The organism is Nocardia spongicola (assembly GCF_047200775.1).
Lineage (GTDB): Bacteria > Actinomycetota > Actinomycetes > Mycobacteriales > Mycobacteriaceae > Nocardia.
The window spans coordinates 14,185-34,954 of sequence record NZ_JBJZOO010000006.1 but is presented as its reverse complement, the minus strand read 5'-3'; the positions used below and the strand labels follow the sequence as shown (position 1 = coordinate 34,954).

At 66.4% G+C, this 20,770-nt stretch carries 16 protein-coding genes; 9 read left to right on the top strand and 7 right to left on the bottom strand.

Features of this window, described 5'->3' with window-relative positions:
- Positions 1-321: a hypothetical protein gene (locus ACL02S_RS13990; protein ID WP_412802838.1), complete on the bottom strand. Its 321-nt coding sequence runs from the start codon at positions 319-321 to the stop codon at positions 1-3.
- Positions 322-471: 150 nt separating this feature from the next.
- Here ACL02S_RS13990 and upp point away from each other — a divergent pair, with 150 nt between their 5' ends.
- Complete coding sequence (upp, locus tag ACL02S_RS13985; protein ID WP_412802837.1) at positions 472-1,095, top strand: uracil phosphoribosyltransferase; 624 nt, start codon at positions 472-474, stop codon at positions 1,093-1,095.
- A gap of 17 nt (positions 1,096-1,112) precedes the next feature.
- Here upp and ACL02S_RS13980 read toward each other — a convergent pair whose 3' ends face one another.
- Both ACL02S_RS13980 and ACL02S_RS13975 read right to left on the bottom strand, forming a co-directional pair.
- Positions 1,113-2,609: a phospho-sugar mutase gene (locus ACL02S_RS13980; protein WP_412802836.1), complete on the bottom strand. Its 1,497-nt coding sequence runs from the start codon at positions 2,607-2,609 to the stop codon at positions 1,113-1,115.
- Positions 2,610-3,389, bottom strand: a complete 780-nt coding sequence (locus tag ACL02S_RS13975; protein ID WP_412802835.1) for a purine-nucleoside phosphorylase — start codon at positions 3,387-3,389, stop codon at positions 2,610-2,612.
- 610 nt (positions 3,390-3,999) lie between these two features.
- On the opposite strand from ACL02S_RS13975, the gene ACL02S_RS13970 reads away from it, so the two are divergent.
- The 3 genes from ACL02S_RS13970 to ACL02S_RS13960 all read left to right on the top strand — a co-directional run bounded on the left by ACL02S_RS13970 (position 4,000) and on the right by ACL02S_RS13960 (position 7,261).
- Positions 4,000-4,704, top strand: a complete 705-nt coding sequence (locus tag ACL02S_RS13970; protein ID WP_412802834.1) for an enoyl-CoA hydratase-related protein — start codon at positions 4,000-4,002, stop codon at positions 4,702-4,704.
- A gap of 71 nt (positions 4,705-4,775) precedes the next feature.
- On the top strand, positions 4,776-6,008 hold the full coding sequence (locus tag ACL02S_RS13965) for a M20 family metallopeptidase (RefSeq protein WP_412802833.1): 1,233 nt from the start codon (positions 4,776-4,778) through the stop codon (positions 6,006-6,008).
- Between the two features lie 110 nt (positions 6,009-6,118).
- On the top strand, positions 6,119-7,261 hold the full coding sequence (locus tag ACL02S_RS13960) for a M20 family metallopeptidase (protein WP_503129058.1): 1,143 nt from the start codon (positions 6,119-6,121) through the stop codon (positions 7,259-7,261).
- A gap of 89 nt (positions 7,262-7,350) precedes the next feature.
- On the opposite strand, the gene ACL02S_RS13955 is transcribed toward ACL02S_RS13960, so the two are convergent.
- Positions 7,351-7,818: a gamma-glutamylcyclotransferase family protein gene (locus tag ACL02S_RS13955; protein ID WP_412802832.1), complete on the bottom strand. Its 468-nt coding sequence runs from the start codon at positions 7,816-7,818 to the stop codon at positions 7,351-7,353.
- 177 nt (positions 7,819-7,995) lie between these two features.
- Here ACL02S_RS13955 and ACL02S_RS13950 point away from each other — a divergent pair, with 177 nt between their 5' ends.
- The 5 genes from ACL02S_RS13950 to ACL02S_RS13930 all read left to right on the top strand — a co-directional run bounded on the left by ACL02S_RS13950 (position 7,996) and on the right by ACL02S_RS13930 (position 15,035).
- Positions 7,996-9,399, top strand: a complete 1,404-nt coding sequence (locus ACL02S_RS13950) for an NAD(P)H-quinone dehydrogenase (RefSeq protein ID WP_412802831.1) — start codon at positions 7,996-7,998, stop codon at positions 9,397-9,399.
- A gap of 679 nt (positions 9,400-10,078) precedes the next feature.
- Entirely contained in the window at positions 10,079-10,855 is a 777-nt protein-coding gene (locus tag ACL02S_RS13945; protein WP_412802830.1) for a hypothetical protein, read from the top strand.
- Between the two features lie 82 nt (positions 10,856-10,937).
- Positions 10,938-11,936 carry a DUF8176 domain-containing protein gene (locus ACL02S_RS13940; RefSeq protein ID WP_412802829.1) on the top strand — a complete coding sequence of 333 codons (999 nt, stop codon included), beginning with the start codon at positions 10,938-10,940 and terminating at the stop codon, positions 11,934-11,936.
- Between the two features lie 109 nt (positions 11,937-12,045).
- On the top strand, positions 12,046-13,221 hold the full coding sequence (locus ACL02S_RS13935; protein ID WP_412802828.1) for an aminotransferase-like domain-containing protein: 1,176 nt from the start codon (positions 12,046-12,048) through the stop codon (positions 13,219-13,221).
- An 80-nt stretch (positions 13,222-13,301) separates the two neighbouring features.
- Positions 13,302-15,035, top strand: a complete 1,734-nt coding sequence (locus tag ACL02S_RS13930) for a glycerol-3-phosphate dehydrogenase/oxidase (protein WP_412802827.1) — start codon at positions 13,302-13,304, stop codon at positions 15,033-15,035.
- A 6-nt stretch (positions 15,036-15,041) separates the two neighbouring features.
- Here ACL02S_RS13930 and ACL02S_RS13925 read toward each other — a convergent pair whose 3' ends face one another.
- The 3 genes from ACL02S_RS13925 to ACL02S_RS13915 are packed head-to-tail and all read right to left on the bottom strand — an operon-like array spanning position 15,042 to position 20,726.
- Positions 15,042-15,860, bottom strand: coding sequence for a DNA-formamidopyrimidine glycosylase family protein (locus ACL02S_RS13925; RefSeq protein ID WP_412802826.1), 819 nt, complete (start codon positions 15,858-15,860; stop codon positions 15,042-15,044).
- Positions 15,853-16,044, bottom strand: a complete 192-nt coding sequence (locus tag ACL02S_RS13920) for a hypothetical protein (protein ID WP_412802825.1) — start codon at positions 16,042-16,044, stop codon at positions 15,853-15,855. Before ACL02S_RS13920 ends, ACL02S_RS13925 begins: the two co-directional genes overlap by 8 nt.
- The gene (locus ACL02S_RS13915) at positions 16,041-20,726 is read right to left on the bottom strand and encodes an ATP-dependent helicase (RefSeq protein WP_412802824.1); all 4,686 of its coding nucleotides are present in this window, start codon (positions 20,724-20,726) and stop codon (positions 16,041-16,043) included. Before ACL02S_RS13915 ends, ACL02S_RS13920 begins: the two co-directional genes overlap by 4 nt.
- Positions 20,727-20,770 lie beyond the last annotated feature (44 nt).

Here is a 20,770-nt window from a genome sequence, read left to right as displayed (position 1 = left end):
TCACTCCAGGCCGGCGGTGGCGTTACGCAGTGCGCTCGCTGCCGCCGCGTCGGTCTCGGTGAGGACGGCCGCCGCGCCGGTGGCCGCGCCACCCATGCTGGTCAATACCGCCGAGAGCTGGCCGATCGAGGCGAGGTGCCCGGCGTGTGCCGCGGCATAGGCCGCCATGAAATCGGCCCCGACGAGTCCCATGATCGGACCGAGTGCCGCGGGCCCCGCCGCCGCACTACTGCCCCCTGCCGTCGCCAGCTCACTCGCCATAGCGTGGGTTATCGCGCCATAGGCGGCGATCCCCTCGGTATCCGCCGACATCTTTCGCATCCGAGAATCCCCCATCTGTTGTTCTCTCGCAGAGTACGTCATCTACTCAGTTGGACGCGCATTGCCCGGGTTCGGTTCCGCCCCTTGGGAAAAGCTCGGAGCGCCGGACGGGTCCGGCGATGCGTCCCCTGGTGAGCTTATCGTTCCTTCATGCATACCCACACTGTGGACCATCCACTTGCCGCCGCCCTGCTCACCACGATGCGGGATGAGCGAACGGCGAATCCGGCCTTCCGCGCCGCGCTGCGCGACCTCACCGGCATCCTGATCTACGAGGCGTTACGCGACGCGCCAGTGGAGCGATTCGAGATCACCACCCCGGTCGCCGTCACCGAGGGCATCCGGCTCGCCCAGCCACCGTTGCTGGTTCCGGTGCTGCGTGCCGGGCTCGGCATGACCGATGCCGCCGCTGAGTTGATTCCGGACGCCAGAATCGGATTCGTCGGTCTCGCCAGGGACGAGGACACTCACCTGCCGGTGCCCTACCTCGAGTCATTACCCGCCGACCTCGCCGGGCTACCGGTCTTCGTACTCGATCCGATGCTGGCCACGGGAGGATCGATGCGCTACACCCTGGAGTTGCTCGCGGCGCGTGGCGCCACCGACATCACGGCGATCTGCGTTGTCGCCGCACCGGAAGGCATTGCTACGCTGGCCGACTCGGGTCTTCCGGTGCGTCTGGTCACCGCGGTCGTCGATCAAGGCCTGAACGAGAACGCCTACATCATGCCCGGTCTCGGTGACGCGGGAGATCGGCAGTTCGGTCCGCGCTGATCCCGCCCGAGAAAATGTCATAATGCCCGGCAGAAATCGCGCAACGCCGCAAGACGCTCGCGCGCAGCGGTGCGTGCGGCCGGAAGGTCCGCGCGTGCGCCGACCGGCTCGACTACCTCCAGATAGCACTTGAGCTTCGGTTCCGTACCGGAGGGGCGCACCACCACCCGCGATGTGCTGCCGGTGAAGATCAGCGCATCGGTTCGCATCCGGCCACGCTCCTGGAGCTGGTCGGTGTATTCGACCGGCTCACCAGCGATCTGCTTCGGTGGATCGGCTCGTAACCGTTCGACGATCGCCGCGGCCTCCCGCGCAGAGGTCAGCCGCAGTGACACCTGATCACCTGTGTGCAGACCGAACTCCAGCGCGTAGTCATCGAGTTCGTCCGCCAAGGTGCGCCCCTTCGCCTTCAACCTGGCCACCAGATCGGTGACGAGCACGGCGGCGGAGATACCGTCTTTATCGCGGACCGCCGCCGGGTCGACACAATGGCCGATCGCTTCCTCATAGGCGTACACCAGGCCGTCACCCGCGCGAGCCAGCCATTTGAAGCCGGTGAGCGTTTCCGCGTAGCGGCCGCCGCGCGCGGGAGCCAGTTCGGCCAGCAGACGGGAGGACACGAGGGTCGTCGCCACCAAGGCGCCTGCCGGTGCGGTGCGCAGCACACAGTCGGCAAGGAGCACACCGGTCTCATCACCGCGCAGCATCCGCCAGCTGCCATCCGGTTGCGGGATGCCGACCGCGCACCGATCGGCATCGGGATCGAGCGCGATAGCCAGATCGGCACCGGTCCGCGCGGCCAGTGCGAGGAGCAGGTCGGTCGCACCGGGCTCCTCGGGATTCGGAAACGCGACGGTGGGGAAATCCGGGTGCGGCTCGAACTGCTCGCCGACTACGTGAACGTCGGGGTAGCCCGCAGCGGTGAACGCGTCGACAGCCGGCTGCCCGCCGACACCGTGCAGTGCGGTGAGCGCGATGCGTACCTCGGCACGCGCACCGGAGCCACCGATCAGCGCGGGAAGTTCGGCGACACGGTCCAGATAACGGCGCACCACAGCATCCCCCGCAGGGCGGAGCGGCGCACGGGCGACCGGTTCGGTGACCGCTTCGATACAACGCTCTATCTCGGCATCGGCCGGCGCGATCAGCTGTGCCCCACCTTCGAGGTAGACCTTGTAACCATTGTCGGTGGCCGGATTGTGCGATGCGGTGATCTGCACGCCCGCGACCGCTCCCAGCTCCCGCACCGCGTACGCGACTACTGGCGTCGGCATCGGATAGGGCAGCAGTGTCACCGGAAAACCCGCCGCGGTGAAGACTTCCGCGGTCGCCACCGCGAACTCGGCGGACCCATGCCTGGCATCGTGCCCGACCACCACCGCCCCGCCACCGAGGCAACGCTCACGCAGCCAGTCGGCGAACCCGGCACTCGCCCTGGTCACCGTGGTGATATTGATACCGTCCGCACCATCACGCAGCGGCCCACGCAAGCCCGCCGTACCGAAGCGCAGCATCTACACCCGTTCCAGCACGCCACGCAGCAGTTTGCCCAGCCGCGGCGCGGCGGCGCGCCCCTCGGCGAGCACCTCGGCATGGGACAGATTCGCACCGGTCACACCCGCGGCCAGATTGGTGACCAGCGAGATCCCCAACACCCTTGCACCGAGCGCGCGGCACGCGATGGCCTCCAACACCGTGGACATACCGACCAGATCCGCACCGATAGTGCGCAACATCCGGATCTCGGCCGGAGTCTCGTACTGCGGACCGGCCAAGCCCGCGTAGACCCCCTCGGCCAGGCTCGGGTCGAGCTCTCTGGCCAGCGCACGCAATTCGGGATCCCAGGCATCGACCAAGTCGACGAAGGTCGCGCCGGACAACGGTGTACGGCCGGTGAGATTGAGATGATCACTGATCAACACCGGCTCACCCACCCCGAGGTGCGGGTCGATGCTACCCGCGGCATTGGTCAGCACGACGACTTCCGCGCCCGCAGTGACCGCAGCGGTCACCGGATGCACCACATCGGCGGGCTGATAGCCCTCGTAGAGATGCTGCCTGCCCACCAAAAGCAGCACCGAATTGCCACCGACCTCGACCGAGTGCACCATGCCCGCGTGACCCTCCGCGCTCGGTCTGCCGAAACCGGGCAGCTCCGGCATCGGCAACGACATACGCGGCGTCCCGATCTCCTCTGCCGCGTCCTGCCACCCCGATCCGAGTACCACCGCGACTCGATGGCGCGGCACTCCAGTACGTTCAGCGATCGCCTCGGCGGCCTGTTCGGCAAGCATGGTCGTCACGATAGCTGTGTTTGATTTGCCGCGCCTGCGGCTCGGCGTGTTCGCGGCCCCGGGAAGTCTCGCGTCCGAACAACCGAGACTCGCGCCTGCTGTGTTTGATTTGCCGTGCCTGCGGCTCGGCGTGTTCGCGGCCCCGGGAAGTCTCGCGTCCGAACAACCGAGACTCGCGCCTGCGGCGCATGCGCTTCGGTTGCTCGGACGCGAGACGGGCCGCGAACGGTGCTCGTAAGACTCGCACCTGGTGGGGCTGGGAGGGGGTGTGCTCTGTGGATTTTGTCGTGTTTGTGGGGTGGCGGGTTTGTGGTTCTTGGGGTTTGCGTTCGAGTGGTCGAGGCTCGCGTCTGCGGTGTATGCGCTTTGGTTGCTTGGATGTGGGACGGGCTCCGGGCGGTGTTTGTAAGGCTCGCGCTTGGCAGGGTGGGAGGGGGTGGTTGCGCGCTGTGTGTTTGTCGTGTTGTGGGGGTTGCGGTTCTTGGAGGGGTGGCGGGGGTGGGGTTTGTGTTTGTGGTGCGTGTGCTTCGGTTGTTCGGGATCAGCGGGGTTTCGCGGCTCGGCGTGGGTGCTTTATGGCGTATACAACGCGCTCGCCTACGCTGCCTGCATGCCGTATTTGGAACGTGAAGGGGAAGTGTTCGTTGTCTACCTCGGGACCGAGGGACAGACCGACAGCGAGAACCGCTTCCACCCCGATTGGATCGATGAACTCCACGGGTTGCTGGACGAGGTGGAGGGCTCTGAGGGGCCTGCCGCGCTGGTGACCACTTCCACGGGGAAGTTCTACAGCAATGGTCTCGACACCGATTGGCTCTTTGCCAATTCGGACAAGACACACGGTTATCTCGATCGGGTGCATTCGGTCTTTACCCGTCTGCTCGCTTTCCCGATGCCTACGGTCGCGGCGATCAACGGACATGCTTTCGGCGCGGGTGCCATGCTGGCGACTTCGCACGATTTCCGGGTGATGCGTGCCGACCGCGGTTTCTACTGCTTGCCAGAGGTGCATCTCGGTATGCCGTTCACTGTGGCGATGAATGCCTTGCTCACCGAGCGGTTGTCCAATCAGGTCTGTGTGCAGGCGATGACTACCGGCCACCGCTACCCGGCGGATGAGGCGATCGCCGCGGGCATTGTGGACGGAAAGGCCGATACCTCGGCGCTGCTCGCGACCGCGGTCGAACGGGCAGCGGCGTTGGCGGGTAATCGTAAGCCGAACTTGCCGGTGATCAAGCGGGCGCTGCACGCGAAAGCGCTTGCCGGTCTCGCGGTGCCGACCACTGAGGAGAACCTGACGTTCACGGCGGGCTGAGCCGGGTGGGTGACCTCGGGGAACCGGCGTGGGGCGCGCCGGTTTGCCGGGGTAATGCGAGACTGTGTTGCATGCCACCTTCGCGCAGCGGGTACCGGGAATCGCACCGTGACGACCACGCAGTGTGCTCGGCTGCTCGTAGTGATGCCGCGATCGCCGCTGCTTCCGCTGAGCTGATCGCGCTCTCGCATGCCATTCACGCCGAACCGGAGCTGGCGTTCGAGGAGCATCGCAGTGCCGCCAAGACCATCGCCCCGCTCGCCGAACGCGGTTTCGCGATCGAAACCGGTATCGCCGAGTTGCCGACGGCTTTCCGTGCCAGGTACGGCAGTGGACCTCTGACTGTCGGGATCTGTGCCGAATACGACGCTTTACCGGAGATCGGCCATGCCTGCGGGCACAACATCATCGCTGCTGCCGCGGTTGGCGCGGCGCTCGGTCTGGCCGAGGTCGCCGACGCGCTCGGCATCACGGTACTGGTGTTCGGTACGCCTGCCGAGGAGAGCGGCGGCGGCAAGGTGCTTCTGCTGGAGCGCGGGATGTTCGATGACGTCGCGATGATGATGATGGTGCACCCGGGTCCGGCGGATATCGTCGGCGCTCGTTCGCTGGCGCTCGCCGACCTGTCGGTGATCTTCCACGGGCGCGAGGCGCACGCGAGCGCGGCCCCGGAGCAGGGGCGTAACGCGGGTGACGCGAGCACCGTCGCACAGGTTGCTATTGGTTTGCTGAGGCAGCATCTCCTGCCCGGTCAGCAGTTGCACGGTATAGTCGGGCATGGTGGCATAGCTCCCAATATCGTGCCCGGACGTGCGGAACTGCTGTATTACCTACGTGCAGCCGACTCCGCATCCCTCGACGATCTGATGCGACGAGCATCGGCTTGTTTCGAGGCAGGCGCTCTCGCGACCGGCTGTACCCACGAGATTCGGACGCTCGCGCCGACTTATACCGAGCTGACCCCGGATCAGGAGCTGCTGCTCGCCTATCGTGAGCAGATCACCGCACTAGGACGTGTGCCGATAGCCCAGGAATTCGAGGCGCAACGCCCGTTCGGCAGCACGGACATGGGCAATGTCACCAATGTCATTCCGGGCATCCACCCGGTTATCGGCATAGACGCCGGTGGCGCGGTGACACACCAGCCGGGCTTCGCCGCGGCGAGCGTCAATGCCTCGGCGGATCGGGCGGTCCTCGACGGTGCGGTCGCACTGGCGCGTACCGCTATCTCCGTCGCACGCGATGAAGTTCATAGCGACAGGTTGTTGCAACGGTTGGTCCAACGACAGGAGGACATTCGGTGAGCATAGTCAGCCGTTCGCCGGCAACGGAGCCGATAGCGGGCGCCTGGGAGAACGGGGAGAGCCCCGGAAGTTCCGCGGTGCCGGGCACCGGCGGATCCGGGCGCGAGGTGGTGGAGTCGTGGCTGGCCGATCACACTGTCGATCTCGTGCAGTGGCGCAGGCATATCCATGCGAATCCGGAACTGTCCCGTACCGAGTTCGGTACCACCGAGTTCGTCTCCGCATGGCTGACCAAGGCGGGCCTGTCGCCACGGGTGCTTCCTGGCGGAACCGGTTTGATCTGCGATATCGGGCCGGAGGGGCCACGGATCGGGCTGCGCGCCGATATGGACGCGCTGCCGTTGCAGGAGTTCACCGGGTTGAGTTTCGCCTCGACGGTACCTGGCGTGGCGCACGCGTGCGGCCATGACGCGCACACCACGATTCTGCTCGGTACGGCGCTGGCGCTGGCCGAGGTGCCCGAGCTGCCTATCGGTGTCCGGCTGATCTTCCAGCCCGCCGAGGAGGTTATGCCCGGTGGTGCGATCGATGTGGTCGCCACGGGGGCGATGACGGGCGTGGAGCGGATTTTCGCGTTGCACTGCGACCCGCGTCTAGAGGCGGGCCAGGTCGGTATTCGTGTGGGTGCGATCACCTCGGCCGCCGACACCATCGAACTGGTGCTCGATTCGCCGGGGGGTCATACTTCGCGCCCGCATTTGACCAGCGACTTGGTCTATGCGATCGGTACTGTGATCACGGGCCTTCCCGGTCTGCTCAGCCGCCGTATCGACCCGCGAACCAGCACCGTCATGGTGTGGGGTGCGGTGAGCGCGGGTAAAGCGCCGAACGCTATTCCACAGACCGGCATGCTCACCGGGACCATCCGGACCGGCGATCACGAGACTTGGTCGCTGTTGGAGCCGATGGTGCGCGAGATCGTAGACGGACTGCTCGCTCCGACGGGCGTGCGTTACCAGCTGAACTATCGGCGTGGTGTGCCGCCTGTGGTCAATGAGATGCACTCCACCCGCATGTTCGAGGACGCGATCCGCGCGCTCGGTCCCGATGCGCTGGCCGACACCATGCAATCCGGTGGTGGCGAGGATTTCTCCTGGTATCTGGAGGAGGTGCCGGGCGCGATGGCACGCTTGGGTGTCTGGTCCGGTACCGGGGAGCAGTTGGATCTGCACCAGCCGACCTTCGATCTGGACGAGCGGGCGCTCGCGGTCGGTGTTCGGGTGCTGAGCAATATCGTGCTCAGAGCGCGCTGAATCCTCCTCACCGTCACGGTGGCCGAACCGCCACCGCAGTGATATTCGTCATGGTGGCGATTGCGTCACAGTGGCGGTTCGAAGCGTGGTCAGCCGAAGTGGCCCGGCCCGACGTTACGGCTGTTACGGGTACGCAACGCGTGCACGTACTCTTCCGGCGCTCCCGCCTTCTCGGCCGCGTCGGCGATGACGCCGAGATAGCGGGCCGACGGCAGGCCGCCCTCATAGGCGTCCAGCACATAGAGCCAGGCCAGCGTGGGTTGGTCGGTATCGCGGGTGACACGCAGGCGGATCTTCTTGTGGATTCCGAAGTCCGAGCCCTCCCAGCGGTCCAGCCGCTGTTCGTCCTCAGGGGACACGTCGTAGAGCACAACGAACACGCGGGAACCAGGGTCCTCGACAACCGTCGCGAGCGGCCCTTCCCAGCCGATGTCGTCACCAGCGAAGGTGAGCCGCCAGCCCTCCAACCAGCCCGTCCCGGACATGGGGGAGTGCGGACAGCGCTCGAGCATCTGCGTTGAGTCCATGTTGGACCCGTAGGCGGCATAGATCGGCACGACAAAAGGGTAGCCAATAATCCTCGCAGACTGCGTTTGATTGCCGCACCCGTGGCGTATCGCTTGTCGGGGATCTGGTTCGCGTGGCGGTGACGCGGGCGGAACTGCGAGGTGATTGCCGGATAACGTTTACCTCGTGCCGGAGATCCCGGTGCGCAGGCACGAGCGGAGGTATCAATGACCCGCATCGCGATCATCGGTGGTGGACCAGCCGGCTACGAGGCGGCACTGGTAGCGGCGCAGCACGGGGCGTCGGTGACGCTGATCGATTCCGACGGCATCGGCGGGGCATGTGTGCTGTGGGATTGTGTCCCTTCCAAGACGTTCATCGCTTCGACCGGCGTACGCACCGACCTGCGACGCGCCCGCGATCTCGGGATCACGCTCGACCCGAACCAGGCGCAGGTGCAGTTGCCCGAGGTGAACGCGCGGGTGAAGGCGCTGGCGTTGGCGCAGTCCTCGGATATCCGCTCGAAATTGCAGACCGTCGGGGTGACGGTGCTGTCGGGCCGCGGTGAGCTGATCGATCCCACCGGTGGTCTGGCCGCGCACCGGGTGCGCGCCGAGTTGCCTGATGGTGCGCAGCAGATCCTGGAGGCCGAGGTGGTGTTGATCGCTACTGGTGCCAGCCCCCGCGTGCTGCCGGGCGCTGAACCGGATGGTGAGCGCATTCTCAACTGGCGTCAGCTCTATGACCTGGAGGAATTGCCAGAGACTTTGGTAGTGGTCGGTTCCGGCGTGACGGGTGCCGAGTTCGTCTCCGCGTATACCGAGATGGGCGTGCGGGTGAAGTTGGTCTCCAGTCGCGACCGGGTGTTGCCCGGCGAGGATGCCGATGCGGCGCTGGTCCTGGAGGACGCACTCGCTGAGCGCGGTGTCGAACTGGTCAAACACGCGCGTGCCGATGCGGTGGAGCGTACTGCCGATGGCATCGTGGTGAAGCTGTCCGACGGCCGCACTGTTTCCGGTTCGCACGCGCTGATGACTGTCGGGTCGATACCCAACACCACGGGGCTCGGGCTGGAACGGGTCGGTATCGAACTCGACAGCGGTGGCTATCTGCGGGTGGATCGGGTGTCGCGCACCTCGGTTCCCGGTGTTTATGCCGCGGGGGACTGCACCGGTTTATTGCCCTTGGCTTCGGTGGCCGCGATGCAGGGACGCATCGCGATGTATCACGCGCTCGGCGAGGGGGTCAGCCCGATTCGGCTGAAGACCGTCGCCTCCGCGGTATTCACCCGGCCGGAGATCGCGACCGTCGGCGTCAGCCAGACCGCGATAGACAACGGCGAGGTGCCCGCGCGCACGGTGATGCTGCCGTTGAATACCAATCCGCGCGCCAAGATGTCCGGGCTGCGCCGCGGTTTCGTCAAGATTTTCTGCAGGCCCGCGACCGGAGTGGTGATCGGAGGCGTTGTCGTCGCGCCGATCGCTTCGGAGCTGATTTTGCCCATCGCGCTTGCGGTGCAGAACAATTTGACGGTCAACGATCTGGCCCAGACCTTCTCGGTGTATCCGTCGCTTACCGGTTCGGTGACCGAGGCGGCGCGTTTATTGATGCGTCACGACGATTTGGGCTGATCGCCGACCGGGACGGTCATCGATTCTCCGTTGAGTGGATGACAGTGCCGGACAACGGTTTCAACGCCCGTTGCGTACGGTTTTCGCGGGCGCTCTTGTCACCCTTGGCTATTCGTCACATTGCTCATCATGCGCGTATGTGGTTCACTCCTCGACAGAGATGCGATCGGAGGGCGGTCGCGAGATTCGGTGTGGGGGATATGCCCTTTCCAAATCGGCACGGCGAATGGCTCGAGGCCGTTCGACGGTCAGGCGTCTCGCCCAGAGACAACTGAATGCGACCGATCAGGTCGCATCCGGGAAGGGATCGCGAAAAGTGAAACATCGTAAGCCGAGTCGTGCGCAGCGAGTGATGGCGAATAGTTCGCTGCCACTGGCCACAGCGGCTGCAGTGGCTACTCTCTTCGCTGCGCCGGCGGGGGCGGCTCCCAATGATCAGCCGAGCACACCGGCGACACCGGCTCCGGCCCAGCCGGGAGCGAGTGAGTCGCCGAGCACCCCGGAGACCGCCCAGCCGCCGTCGGACCAGCCGGAGTCCACGGAGGATTCGCAGCAGTCGGACAGCACCCCGAGCCAGCCCGGTATGACCCCGCCGAGTCGGCCAGGTGATACGACGCCGAGCCAGCCCGGTATGACCCCGCCGAGTCGGCCAGGTGATGCGACGCCGAGCCAGCCCGGTATGACCCCGCCTGATTCGGATCGGGCCCTGCCCGAGCAGGAGGATGATCCGCAACTGACAGGGCCGACACAGCCGGGTATGACCCCTCCGCGGGTCGCTCCGCTGCCGGTTCCGGGGCAGTCGACGGAAGCCCCGCAGTCCGAGGCAGAGCTGGAGCAGGACGGTGAGCAGACCGCACCGCAGCCGGGCGCCCAGGCCGAAGGAGACGCCGAGGACACCCGGAACGCCGAGGCGCAGCAGCCGGATAACTCCATGCTGGTGCAGCCGCAGCGGTCGCAGCCGCAGCAGCAACAGCAGCAGTGGGAGGCGCCGCGCCTGGAGGACGCTCCGCCCGCTCCGGTCGTGGAGATGACCGGACCGCACGCGGAGCTCGGTGCGAATATCGACGGCGGCACACTGCTGCCCGGCTATGTGGCCAATACCCATCATTTCAGTAATGAGGCGGGCTACGTGGGCACCATTGGCTACAACACTCCGGCGGGAGCGGGGGAAGCGGGGATCTCGGTGGAGTTCGTCGATCCGAATACCATCGCGCTGACCACCTACACCGGTGGCGAGGGAGTGGCCGACAACACCGCCACCACGGTGTTCGACACCACTCAGCTGAACATGGCCAGGGCCGCGGTGGAAGACTGGATCCGGGAGCAGCCGGGCGGCGCGGCCGCGCTGGAGGCCGCAGCGGCGATCCAGCCGCCGCTGCCCTCGGGTGAGTTCCCACCGCAAACCATCGAAGTGGGTGGTGTCATCACCCAGTGGGGTGGTTCACTCCAGTACTGACGATACTGACACGAGCCGATGTCGATGGGTGGGGCGGTCGTTCGCGGCCGCCCCACCCGTGTGTCAAGGAAAGGATTTGGGTGTGACCTCCGAGGGTGATGCGCGGGAGAACGAATCCGGCCGTTCCAGCTCGGAGTTCGGCCCGCCGTTGGAGGAGTTCGGACCACCGGTTTCCGAGTTCGGACCGCCGATGGGCGGTGATACCGGCCAGAACTGGCAGGTACCGCAACAACCGACCGGCTCCCCTGAGCTCATCTGGCGTCCAGCGGGTGAGCCGGAGACACCGGCCGCGTCGTCCCCGCAGCACCGTGTGCCGGATGCCGCGGGCGAGGTCGAGCGACCTGCTCCGCCATCGACACCTGGGCAATCCGAGCAGGCTGCCGCGCCGGCCGTGCCATCGCAGCTAACGGGCAGGGAGCAGGACTCGTGGTGGAACCAGCCGACCGCGCAGGGGGATGTGCCGAAGCCTCCGATACCTGCCGAACCGGGTCTGTCCTGGGCGGAGGACCCGATCGCGATGCGGCTGGCGGTGCGCACCCCGGCGGAACCCGAGCCGGTGCGGCGGTCTCGCTTGCCGGTGCGTCCGGTTGTGCTCGGTACGGTCGTGGCGATCGTCCTGTTGATCGCGCTGACCGGGTTCCTCATCGCGTTCTCCGGTGACAGCGGTGATACCGGCGCTGCTGAGGCGAACAGTACGACGGCGGCATTGAGCTGCCCGGCCAAGAAATCCGGCGCGGTCACTATCGGTAATGGCCAGGGCGGTACCGATACCGGCCCAGAGGCTATTCTCGGCTTACAATATGCCTTCTACGTCGAGCGCAGCGGTGCGAAGGTCAGAAGATTCGTTGCCGATGACGCCAACGTCCCGACAGCTGAGGACATCCAGAAGGGTATCGATGAGCAGGTGCCGGTCGGCACCACGCACTGCCTGCGGATCACCGAGCTGGCTTCGGACACCTTCGAGGTAGATCTGACTGAACATCGACCCGATGGAGTGACCACGGTGTACCAGCAGAAGGTCACCACGGTGAGCAGGGATGGCGAGATCCTGGTCCACATGATGGACAAAAAGCGCCCGTAGTGCTGACCTTACTCGGTATATATCAGATCATGGGATGAATATTTCGGATTCGGCTCGGGGTATGCGACAGTAGGGCATCGCATACCGCGGCGTTCCCCGGAGGTTCCCCATGTCGCCGATCACCCCACCGCTGGCAGGCAAGCTGGACGGACTGCACAGTTCGGCGATTCGCGATCTGTTGAAGCTGACCGCGCGGGCCGAGGTCGTGAGCCTGGCCGGTGGTCTGCCGGACGCCGCGCTGATGCCACGCGAGCGGATGGCTGCCGCCGCGGACGCCGCGTTGAGCCACCACGGGTGCTTGCAGTACACCGAGTCGCCGGGATGGGGGCCGCTGCGTGAGGTACTCGCGCAGCGGGAGTCGGAGGGGCTCGGCCGATCGGTCGGGCTCGCCGAGGTGTTCGTGACCCACGGGTCGCAGCAAGCCCTAGCACTGCTGGCCGAGGTGCTGCTCGATCCTGGTGCACTGGTCGTGGTCGAGGACCCGGCCTATGTCGGTGCGCTACAAGCTTTCCGGGCCGCCGGCGCCCGTATCGTCGGGGTGCCATTGGATGCCGAGGGTATGCGTACCGAGGCGCTCATGACGCTGCTCGCCGAGGGGGAGCGGCCTGCTGTGGTGCATACGGTGAGTAATTTCCACAACCCCGGTGGCGTGACCATGAGCCCGCGCCGCCGCGCGGAACTGGCTCGGTTGGCCGAGGAATACGGTTTCTGGGTGATCGAGGACGATCCCTATGGCGAGTTGTGGTTCGACAACCCCGCACCTGCCCCGGTGGCATCCCGCGCGCACAATGTCATCCGGCTCTCCAGCGCGTCGAAGATCCTCTCGCCGAGTCTGCGCGTTGGCTGGATGGTCGCGCCGGAACCGGTCTGCCGTGCGGTCGAACTGCTGAAACAAGGCGCCGACCTGTGTGGTTCGGCACTGACTCAGCAGATCGCCGCCGAGCTGCTCGCCGATACGGAGTGGCTTACCGGCCATATCGACCAGGTGCGCGGGGTCTACGGTGCGCGAGCGAAGGCGCTTACGCACGCTACGCGCAGTAGGTTCGGCGATCGCGTGCGGTGTAGTGACGCGGCGGGCGGGATGTTCGTCTGGGTCGATTTCCTCGACGGCACCGATACCGACCGGCTGCTGCCGCAGGCGCTCGCCGCCGGTGTCGCCTATGTTCCCGGCTCCGCGTTCGCGGTCGATGGCGGGTACCGCAGTGCGATGCGAATGTGCTTCACCACCGCCGATGCGCCCACGCTGGAACTGGCGATCGACCGGCTCGCGCATGCGCTCGGATAGCTACTCGGTCGCCGGCGATTCATCTAGCCTGTAGAGGAAGGCTCGATCGGGCATATCCGCGTCGGCTGGAGGAGTCGGGCATGGCCATCAAACCGAATGCACAGTTCCTCGGTCCGGAGCAGCGCAGGACGGCCTGGGAGCGTTTCGGCAAGGATCATTTCGATGTGGTGGTCATCGGGGGCGGGGTGGTCGGGGCCGGTATCGCCTTGGATGCGGCGACCAGGGGGTTGCAGGTCGCGCTGGTCGAAGCGCGTGATCTCGCGGCGGGTACCTCCAGCCGCTCGTCGAAGATGTTCCACGGTGGACTGCGTTATCTGGAACAGCTGGAGTTCGGATTGGTGCGTGAGGCGCTGCGGGAACGTGAACTCTCGTTGTCCAGACTGGCGCCGCATCTGGTCAAGCCGCTGCGGTTTCTGTATCCGCTGACCCATCGGGTCTGGGAGCGGCCGTACGTGGCGGCGGGACTGGTCCTCTATGACTCGATGGGTGGCGCCAAATCCGTTCCCGGCCAACGACATCTGACTCGCGCGGGCGCTTTGCGGCTGGCGCCCGGATTGCGGCGCGATGCGCTGATCGGCGGGGTCGGTTACTTCGACACGGTGGTCGACGATGCGCGCCACACCATGATGGTGGCGCGTACGGCCGCCCATTACGGTGCGGTGATTCGGATGTCCACCCAGGTGGTCGGGTTCCTCCGGGAAGCGGACCGAGTGGTCGGCGTGCAGGTGCGTGATACCGAGGACGGGCGTTCCGGCCAGGTCCGCGCCCATGTGGTGATCAACGCGACCGGCGTGTGGACCGATGAAGTCCAGGCGCTGTCGCATCGGCGCGGCCGGTTCTATGTGCGCGCTTCCAAAGGTGTGCATATCGTGGTGCCACGTGATCGGATCGTCAGTGACACCGCGATCATCCTGCGCACCGAGAACTCGGTATTGTTCGTCATCCCCTGGGGTGCGCATTGGATCATCGGTACGACCGATACCGACTGGAACCTCGACTTGGCGCATCCGGCCGCTACCGAGGCCGATATCGACTACCTGCTCCAACAGGTGAACCAGGTACTGGTCACGCCGCTCACCTCCGCCGATATCCATGGTGTATACGCGGGGCTGCGCCCGCTGTTGGCGGGGGAGAGCGACGAGACCTCCAAACTGTCGCGTGAGCACGCCGTCGCCAGGGTCGCGCCGGGGCTGGTCGGTATCGCGGGTGGTAAGTACACCACCTATCGTGTGATGGCTTACGACGCGGTAGATGAAGCCGCGCAGGATATTCCGGCTCGGGTCGCGCCATCGATCACCGCGAAAGTGCCGCTGCTCGGCGCGGATGGGTACTTCGCGCTGGTCAACCAGACAGTGCAATTGGCGGAGACATATGGTGTGCACCCGTACCGGATCACGCATCTACTGGACAGGTACGGTTCGCTGATCGATGAGGTCATGTCCTTCGCCGAAGGAAAACCCGAACTGGTGCAGCCGATTACAGATGCTCCGTCCTATCTGCAGGTGGAGGCAGTGTACGCGGTGGCGGCCGAGGGTGCCCTGCACCTGGACGATATCCTCGCCCGGCGAACCAGAATCGCGATCGAATATCCGCACCGTGGCGCCAATTGCGCCGAACAGGTGGCACGGCTGGTCGCGCCGGTGCTCGGCTGGGATGAGGAGGAGATCAACCTGGAGGTCCACATCTACCAGGCGCGGGTCGATGCGGAGATCCGTTCGCAGGCCCAGCCGGACGATGCCGCTGCCGACGCGCTGCGGATCGCGGCCCCCGAACCACGCAGACAGATTCTGGAGCCGGTGCCGTTCGAGAGCTGATCTCCGCTATCGGGCGTACCGGGCGTACCGGGCGTCCTCAGGCCGGGTGGCCGGGGCGGGCTGGCAGCGGGGGCAGAAGAAAATGCCGCGTTCCCGTCTGACCACCCGGTCGTACTCGGGGGCGGTAGCACCGAGCAGTCCGGTTGCCAGCGGAGTGCCGCAGCGCTGACACGGGCGATGGGTTCGGCCATAGGCCAACGGGCGCCGCCGGGGTTTGCCGACGGCTTCGGTCAGCACCCGATGCGCCTCGTCGACCAGTGCGAGCAGATCGGGTACTGCCGCGACCGGGGTAGCGGGGTGCACGCGGCGCAGGAAGCAGACCTCACTGCGATAGATATTGCCGATACCGGCCAGATTCCGCTGGTCGAGTAGAGCGACGCCGATCGGCTGGTCCGGCAGGCGTCGCAGCCGCCGGACGGCTTCGACCGCATCCCAATTCGGACCGAGCAGATCGGGCCCGAGCTGCTCGACGATCCGGTGTTCATCCCGTCTGTGTACTACTTCGACGGTGCCGAGTGAAAATCCGACGGCTTCCACCTGCTCGGTGCTGAGCACGATCCGCGCGGTGACGCGGGGTTTGGTCCAGCGCTGTCCGCAATGGAATACATGCCAGCTGCCCTCGAGCTTCAGATGTGTATGCACGCTCACCGTCGGTGTCCGGATGAACAGGTGCTTGCCGTAACTGCCGACACTGTCGACCACTTGTCCGCGTAGATCTGCGTTCGCATATCGCGGAACTCGAAAATCGCTGCGCACCAATGTATTTCCCGCCAAAGCCGCCTGTAGGCGTTGGGCGGTCAGATAGACGGTATCCCCTTCAGGCATACCGAGATCCCGGTGTGGGGACGGTGACCCCGGCGTACCGGCCGGTGCCGGTACGCGCCGTGATCGGATCGATCGAAGATACCGGTGCGGGCCGTTCGCGGCCGATACAGCTCGCGGTGCGGACAACCATCTCGTCGGGCATCTCCTCGGGTGCGACCGCTCGGATCGCGGTGGGACTGCTCATGGGCGGCCGCGCAGGCGCAGACCGCGCGGGGTGGCGGCGAAGCCTGCTTCGATGAGGAATTCGGCGTAAGCGTTGCCGTGCACAGTATCTCCGTTGACGCGGTCGACCACCAGTGCGCTCACCCGACGCTGCCGGACCAGATCCGCGAGCGCGTGTGCGGCACTACGGCGGGCGTCGAGGTCCTCGGTGAAGGTCAGCAGGGACTTACCGCCTCGCTCCAGATAGAGAACCAGTTCCCCGTCGATCAGGACGACCAGCGCCCCGGCTTTGCGCCCCGGACGATGTCCGCTGTCGATATCGCTCTTCGGCCAGGCCAGTGCGGCACCGTACGGATTGGCGGGATCGCACGCGGCCAGTGCGTACGCCATGCCCGCCTGCTGCCCGGACGCGGTGCGGACGAGCTCGGTATCGAAGGAGCGTAAGCGGTCGACCACATCGGTGGTGGAGAACTGGGCGCCGCCGAGGGAGTCGACGAAATACCCGCGGCGGCACCGGCCGCGGTCCTCGAACTCGGTCAGCACCCGGTACATCAGTGCGAATCCGCCCTGCACTGCTTCGTTCTGTACCGATCCCCTGGTCAGTACCCCGTAGCGCTCCAGAAGCAGATCCGCGCTCGCGTGCGCGCGCACGGTGGTGTCCGGTATCCGCTCGGGGAGCAGAGACCACCGTCCGGCCACCGCTGGCGGTCCGGAGCGGGTAGGCATACTCGGCCGGGGGAGATAGGCGCGGGTGCGTGGGGTGTGCCTTGGTGTGCGGTGCGTGGTGGTGGCCCGCGTTGTTCCGGACAGCCGTGCCCGTACCGGTGCGAATGTGTCACCGGAAACCCAGCCCGCCCAGACCAGTTCCCACAGCGCGGCGGCCACCGCGGTGTCGTCCAGCGCGCCGATGGCGTCCGAGAGCTGCCGGAAGAAGAACGCACCGCCTGCGTGGATTCGCTGATCGGTAGCCGGATCGGTGCGCGTACCGTTACGTCCGGTCGAGGTATCGAGCCCATCCGACGCCACCGGCGGATCGCCTGCCGGTCCGTGGAGTGTCCGAGGCGTGAGATCCACACCGAGCGCGGTGAGCAACCGCAGCTGAATATCCGTGTGGTCGATATCGTCCGGCGGTGCCAGGGTTACCGGGGCCTGCTCGGCAGGGTGCAGGGCGATCCAGCCGTCCTTTGCGGTGAGGGCGCCGTGGCCGGACCAGATCACCTCGCCGGTCGCCATGAGCTCGTCAAGCATGGCCGGGGTGTAGTCGGGTACCCGTGCGGGCAGGATGAGTGATTCCCAGGCCGATGCCGGAAGCGGAACGCCTGCCAGCTGTTCCACCACCGCCGCTACACCGTCGATCGCGCGCAGCTCCCCGGTGCCGATGTGTTGCCAGGACGGCAGGAAACGGCCGAAAGCGGCGGTCGAGACCGGCTCGACCTCATGTTGTGCGGCAGCGAGCGACCTGCGGCGCAGCCGGCGAAGTACCTGTGGATCACACCACTCCGAACCCGTTGCTCCTGGTGTGAACTCGCCTTGCACCAAACGTTTTTCGGCTACCAGGCGATGGAGTGCGGTGGCCACGACAGCGGTGCCGAGCCCGAATCTGGCCGCGACCGCCTCGGTGTGGAAGGGACCATGAGTGCGGGCGTAGCGGCCGACCAGATCGCCGAGCGGATCGGCTACCGGCTCGATGAACGCCGCCGGGGTGCCGATGGGCACCGCCACCCCGAGTGCGTCCCGCAGCCTTGCCGCGTCTTCTACCGCTACCCACCAGGTGTGGCCCGCGAACGAGACGTCGAGTGCGCGATGTGCGGTGACGAGATCGGCGAACCATCCGGCCGGATCCGTGGTGCACCGTTGGGCGGCCTCCGCCGCGGTGAGCGGCCCGAGCAGCCGCAGCAGATCCGCCAATCCTTCGGCATCCCGGGCGTACCGCGATGCGGTGAGCCGCTGCAATTCCCGCTCCAGCTCTTCGACCACCGCGGCATCGAGCAGATCGCGTAGCTCGACGCGCCCGAGCAGTTCGGCAAGCAGGCTCGAGTCGAGCGAGAGCGCGGCGGCGCGGCGCTCGGCCAGTGGGCTGTCGCCCTCGTACATGAATTGCCCGATGTAGTCGAACAGCAGAGCGTTCGCGAAGGGCGATGGGGCGGCGGTCGCCACCTCGACCAGCCGTACCTGACGCCGCGCCACTCGAGCGAGCAGTTCACGCAGCGACGGTAGATCGTAGACATCGCGCAGACATTCCCGCACCGTTTCCAGCAGGATCGGGAACTCGGGGAACTTCCTTGCTACGTCGAGTAGCTGAGCGGAGCGTTGCCGTTGCTGCCACAGCGGGGCCCGCTTGCCCGGATCACGACGCGGTAGCAGCAGAGCGCGTGCCGCGCACTCCCGAAACCGGGAGGCGAACAGTGCTGAGCCGCCCACTTGCTCGGTGACGATATCGTCGATCTCATCGGGTTCGAAGACGAACAGTTCGGCGCCGGGCGGATCATCGGTGGTATCGGGCAGTCGCACGACGATGCCGTCGTCGGAGGCATTCGGCGCGGCGTCCACTCCGAACCGCTCCCGCAGCCGGGCCCCGACGGCCAATGCCCATGGCGCGTGCACCGGCAGCCCATAGGGCGAGTGCAAGACCAGCCGCCAGTCGCCGAGCTCGTCGCGGAACCGTTCCACCACCAAGGTACGGTCGGTGGGCAGCTGCCCCGTCGCGGTGCGTTGTTCCTCCAGCAGGGTGATCAGATTCGCGGTCGCGTTATCGTCGAGGCCGGTCGATCGCATGGTATGCGCGATGTCCACTGTCGTCGAAGTCGTACCGGATTTCCCCTGTTTCGTTGTCCGCGTACCGGTATCTCCAGCCGCCGCGGCGGTGAGCTCCTGTCCGGCGGTACGCACGAACTCGCCGAGCGCCGCGCCGAGTTCGGCGGGGCGACCCAACCCATCGCCGTGCCAGAACGGCAACCGGCCCGGTTGTCCGAACGCCGGTGTCACCAGCACCCGATCGAAGGTGATCTCCTGGATCCGCCAGCTCGTCGCCCCGAGCGCGAACACATCGCCTGCCCGTGACTCGTAGACCATCTCCTCGTCGAGTTCCCCGACCCGCGAAGCCTTCTCCCCGACCATGTACACCGCGAACATGCCGCGATCGGGAATCGCGCCACCCGAGGTCACGGCCAAACGCTGCGCACCGGGCCTGCCGGTGAGTATCCCGGCATCGCGGTCCCAGATCAGCCGGGGCCGTAGCTCGGCGAACTCCTCGGAGGGATAGCGCCCGGAGAGCAGGTCGAGCACCGACTCATAGGCCGAGCGCGGTAGCGCCGCATAGCTTCCCGTGCCGCGGACGACATCGAACCACTCGTCGACATCGACCGGATCGAGCGCGCACGCGGCGATGGTCTGCTGGGCGAGGATATCCAGCGGGTGCGCCGGTATCCGGATCGCTTCGATTCGGCCTGCGATCATCCGCTGTGCCGTCACCGCGCAGCGGATGATGTCGGTGCGCTGTTTCGGGAAGAGCACTCCGCGTGAGATCTCCCCGACCTGATGTCCGGCTCGTCCGATCCGCTGCAGCCCGCTCGCTACCGAGGGCGGCGCTTCCACCTGTACCACCACATCGACAGCGCCCATATCGATACCGAGTTCCAGGCTGCTGGTCGCGACGACGCAACGCAGCCGCCCGCTTTTGAGATCGTCTTCGATCAGCGCGCGCTGCTCCTTGCTGACCGAACCGTGGTGCGCGCGCGCCAGCAGCGGTTCGGCACCGTGGATCACCTCGGTCGACGCCCCGAGCTGAGCGGGTGGCCCGTGCTCGGTCGATGCCGGTGTGCCGAGCCGTGCCGCATAGGCTTCGTTCAGCCTGGCGGTGAGGCGTTCGGCAAGCCTGCGCGAGTTCGCGAACACGATCGAGGACCGATGTGCCAGCACGAGATCTACGATCGCCTCGTCCACATGCGGCCAGATCGACCCGGGCTGGTCGGATTCCCCCGGCTCGGTCATATCCGCCACGGGTACCCGGACCGATAGCTCGAAGGTCTTCGGTGCGGGCGGCGCGACCACAGTGATCGGTGCGGCGCCGACCAGGAACCTCCCGATGTCCTCCGCGGGCCGGACGGTGGCGGACAGGCCGATGCGTTGCGCGGGCCGCGCGGTCAGCAGATCGAGCCGGGCCAGCGACAGTGCCAGATGGGCGCCGCGCTTGGTCCCGGCGATCGCGTGGACTTCGTCGACGATCACCGTGCCGACTTCTCGCAGGGTGTCCCGCGCCGCCGAGGTGAGCATGAGGAACAGCGACTCCGGGGTGGTGATCAGGATGTCCGGAGGGGTGCGCACCATGGACCGCCGGTCGGCGGAGCTGGTGTCACCGGAGCGGACCCCGACAGTGATCTCCGGTGGTTCCAGTCCAAGGCGCTTGGCGGTCTGGGTAATGCCGACCAGTGGCGACCGTAGATTGCGTTGTACGTCCACCGCGAGCGCTTTCAACGGTGATACGTACAGCACGGAGGTGCCGGTACGCTCGCGGGACGGCTCCATGGTAGCCAGCTGGTCTATGGCCCAGAGGAACGCCGAGAGCGTCTTGCCCGATCCGGTCGGTGCGATGACCAGCGTGTGCTCGCCCGCCGCGATAGCTTGCCACGCTCCGAGCTGAGCGGGTGTCGGCGCGGGGAACGCCCCGTCGAACCACTCCTGGGTGGGGCGGGAAAACCTGGCCATGGCATCAGTGTGCCTTGGACGACCGACAAGTACGCCGGTACCAC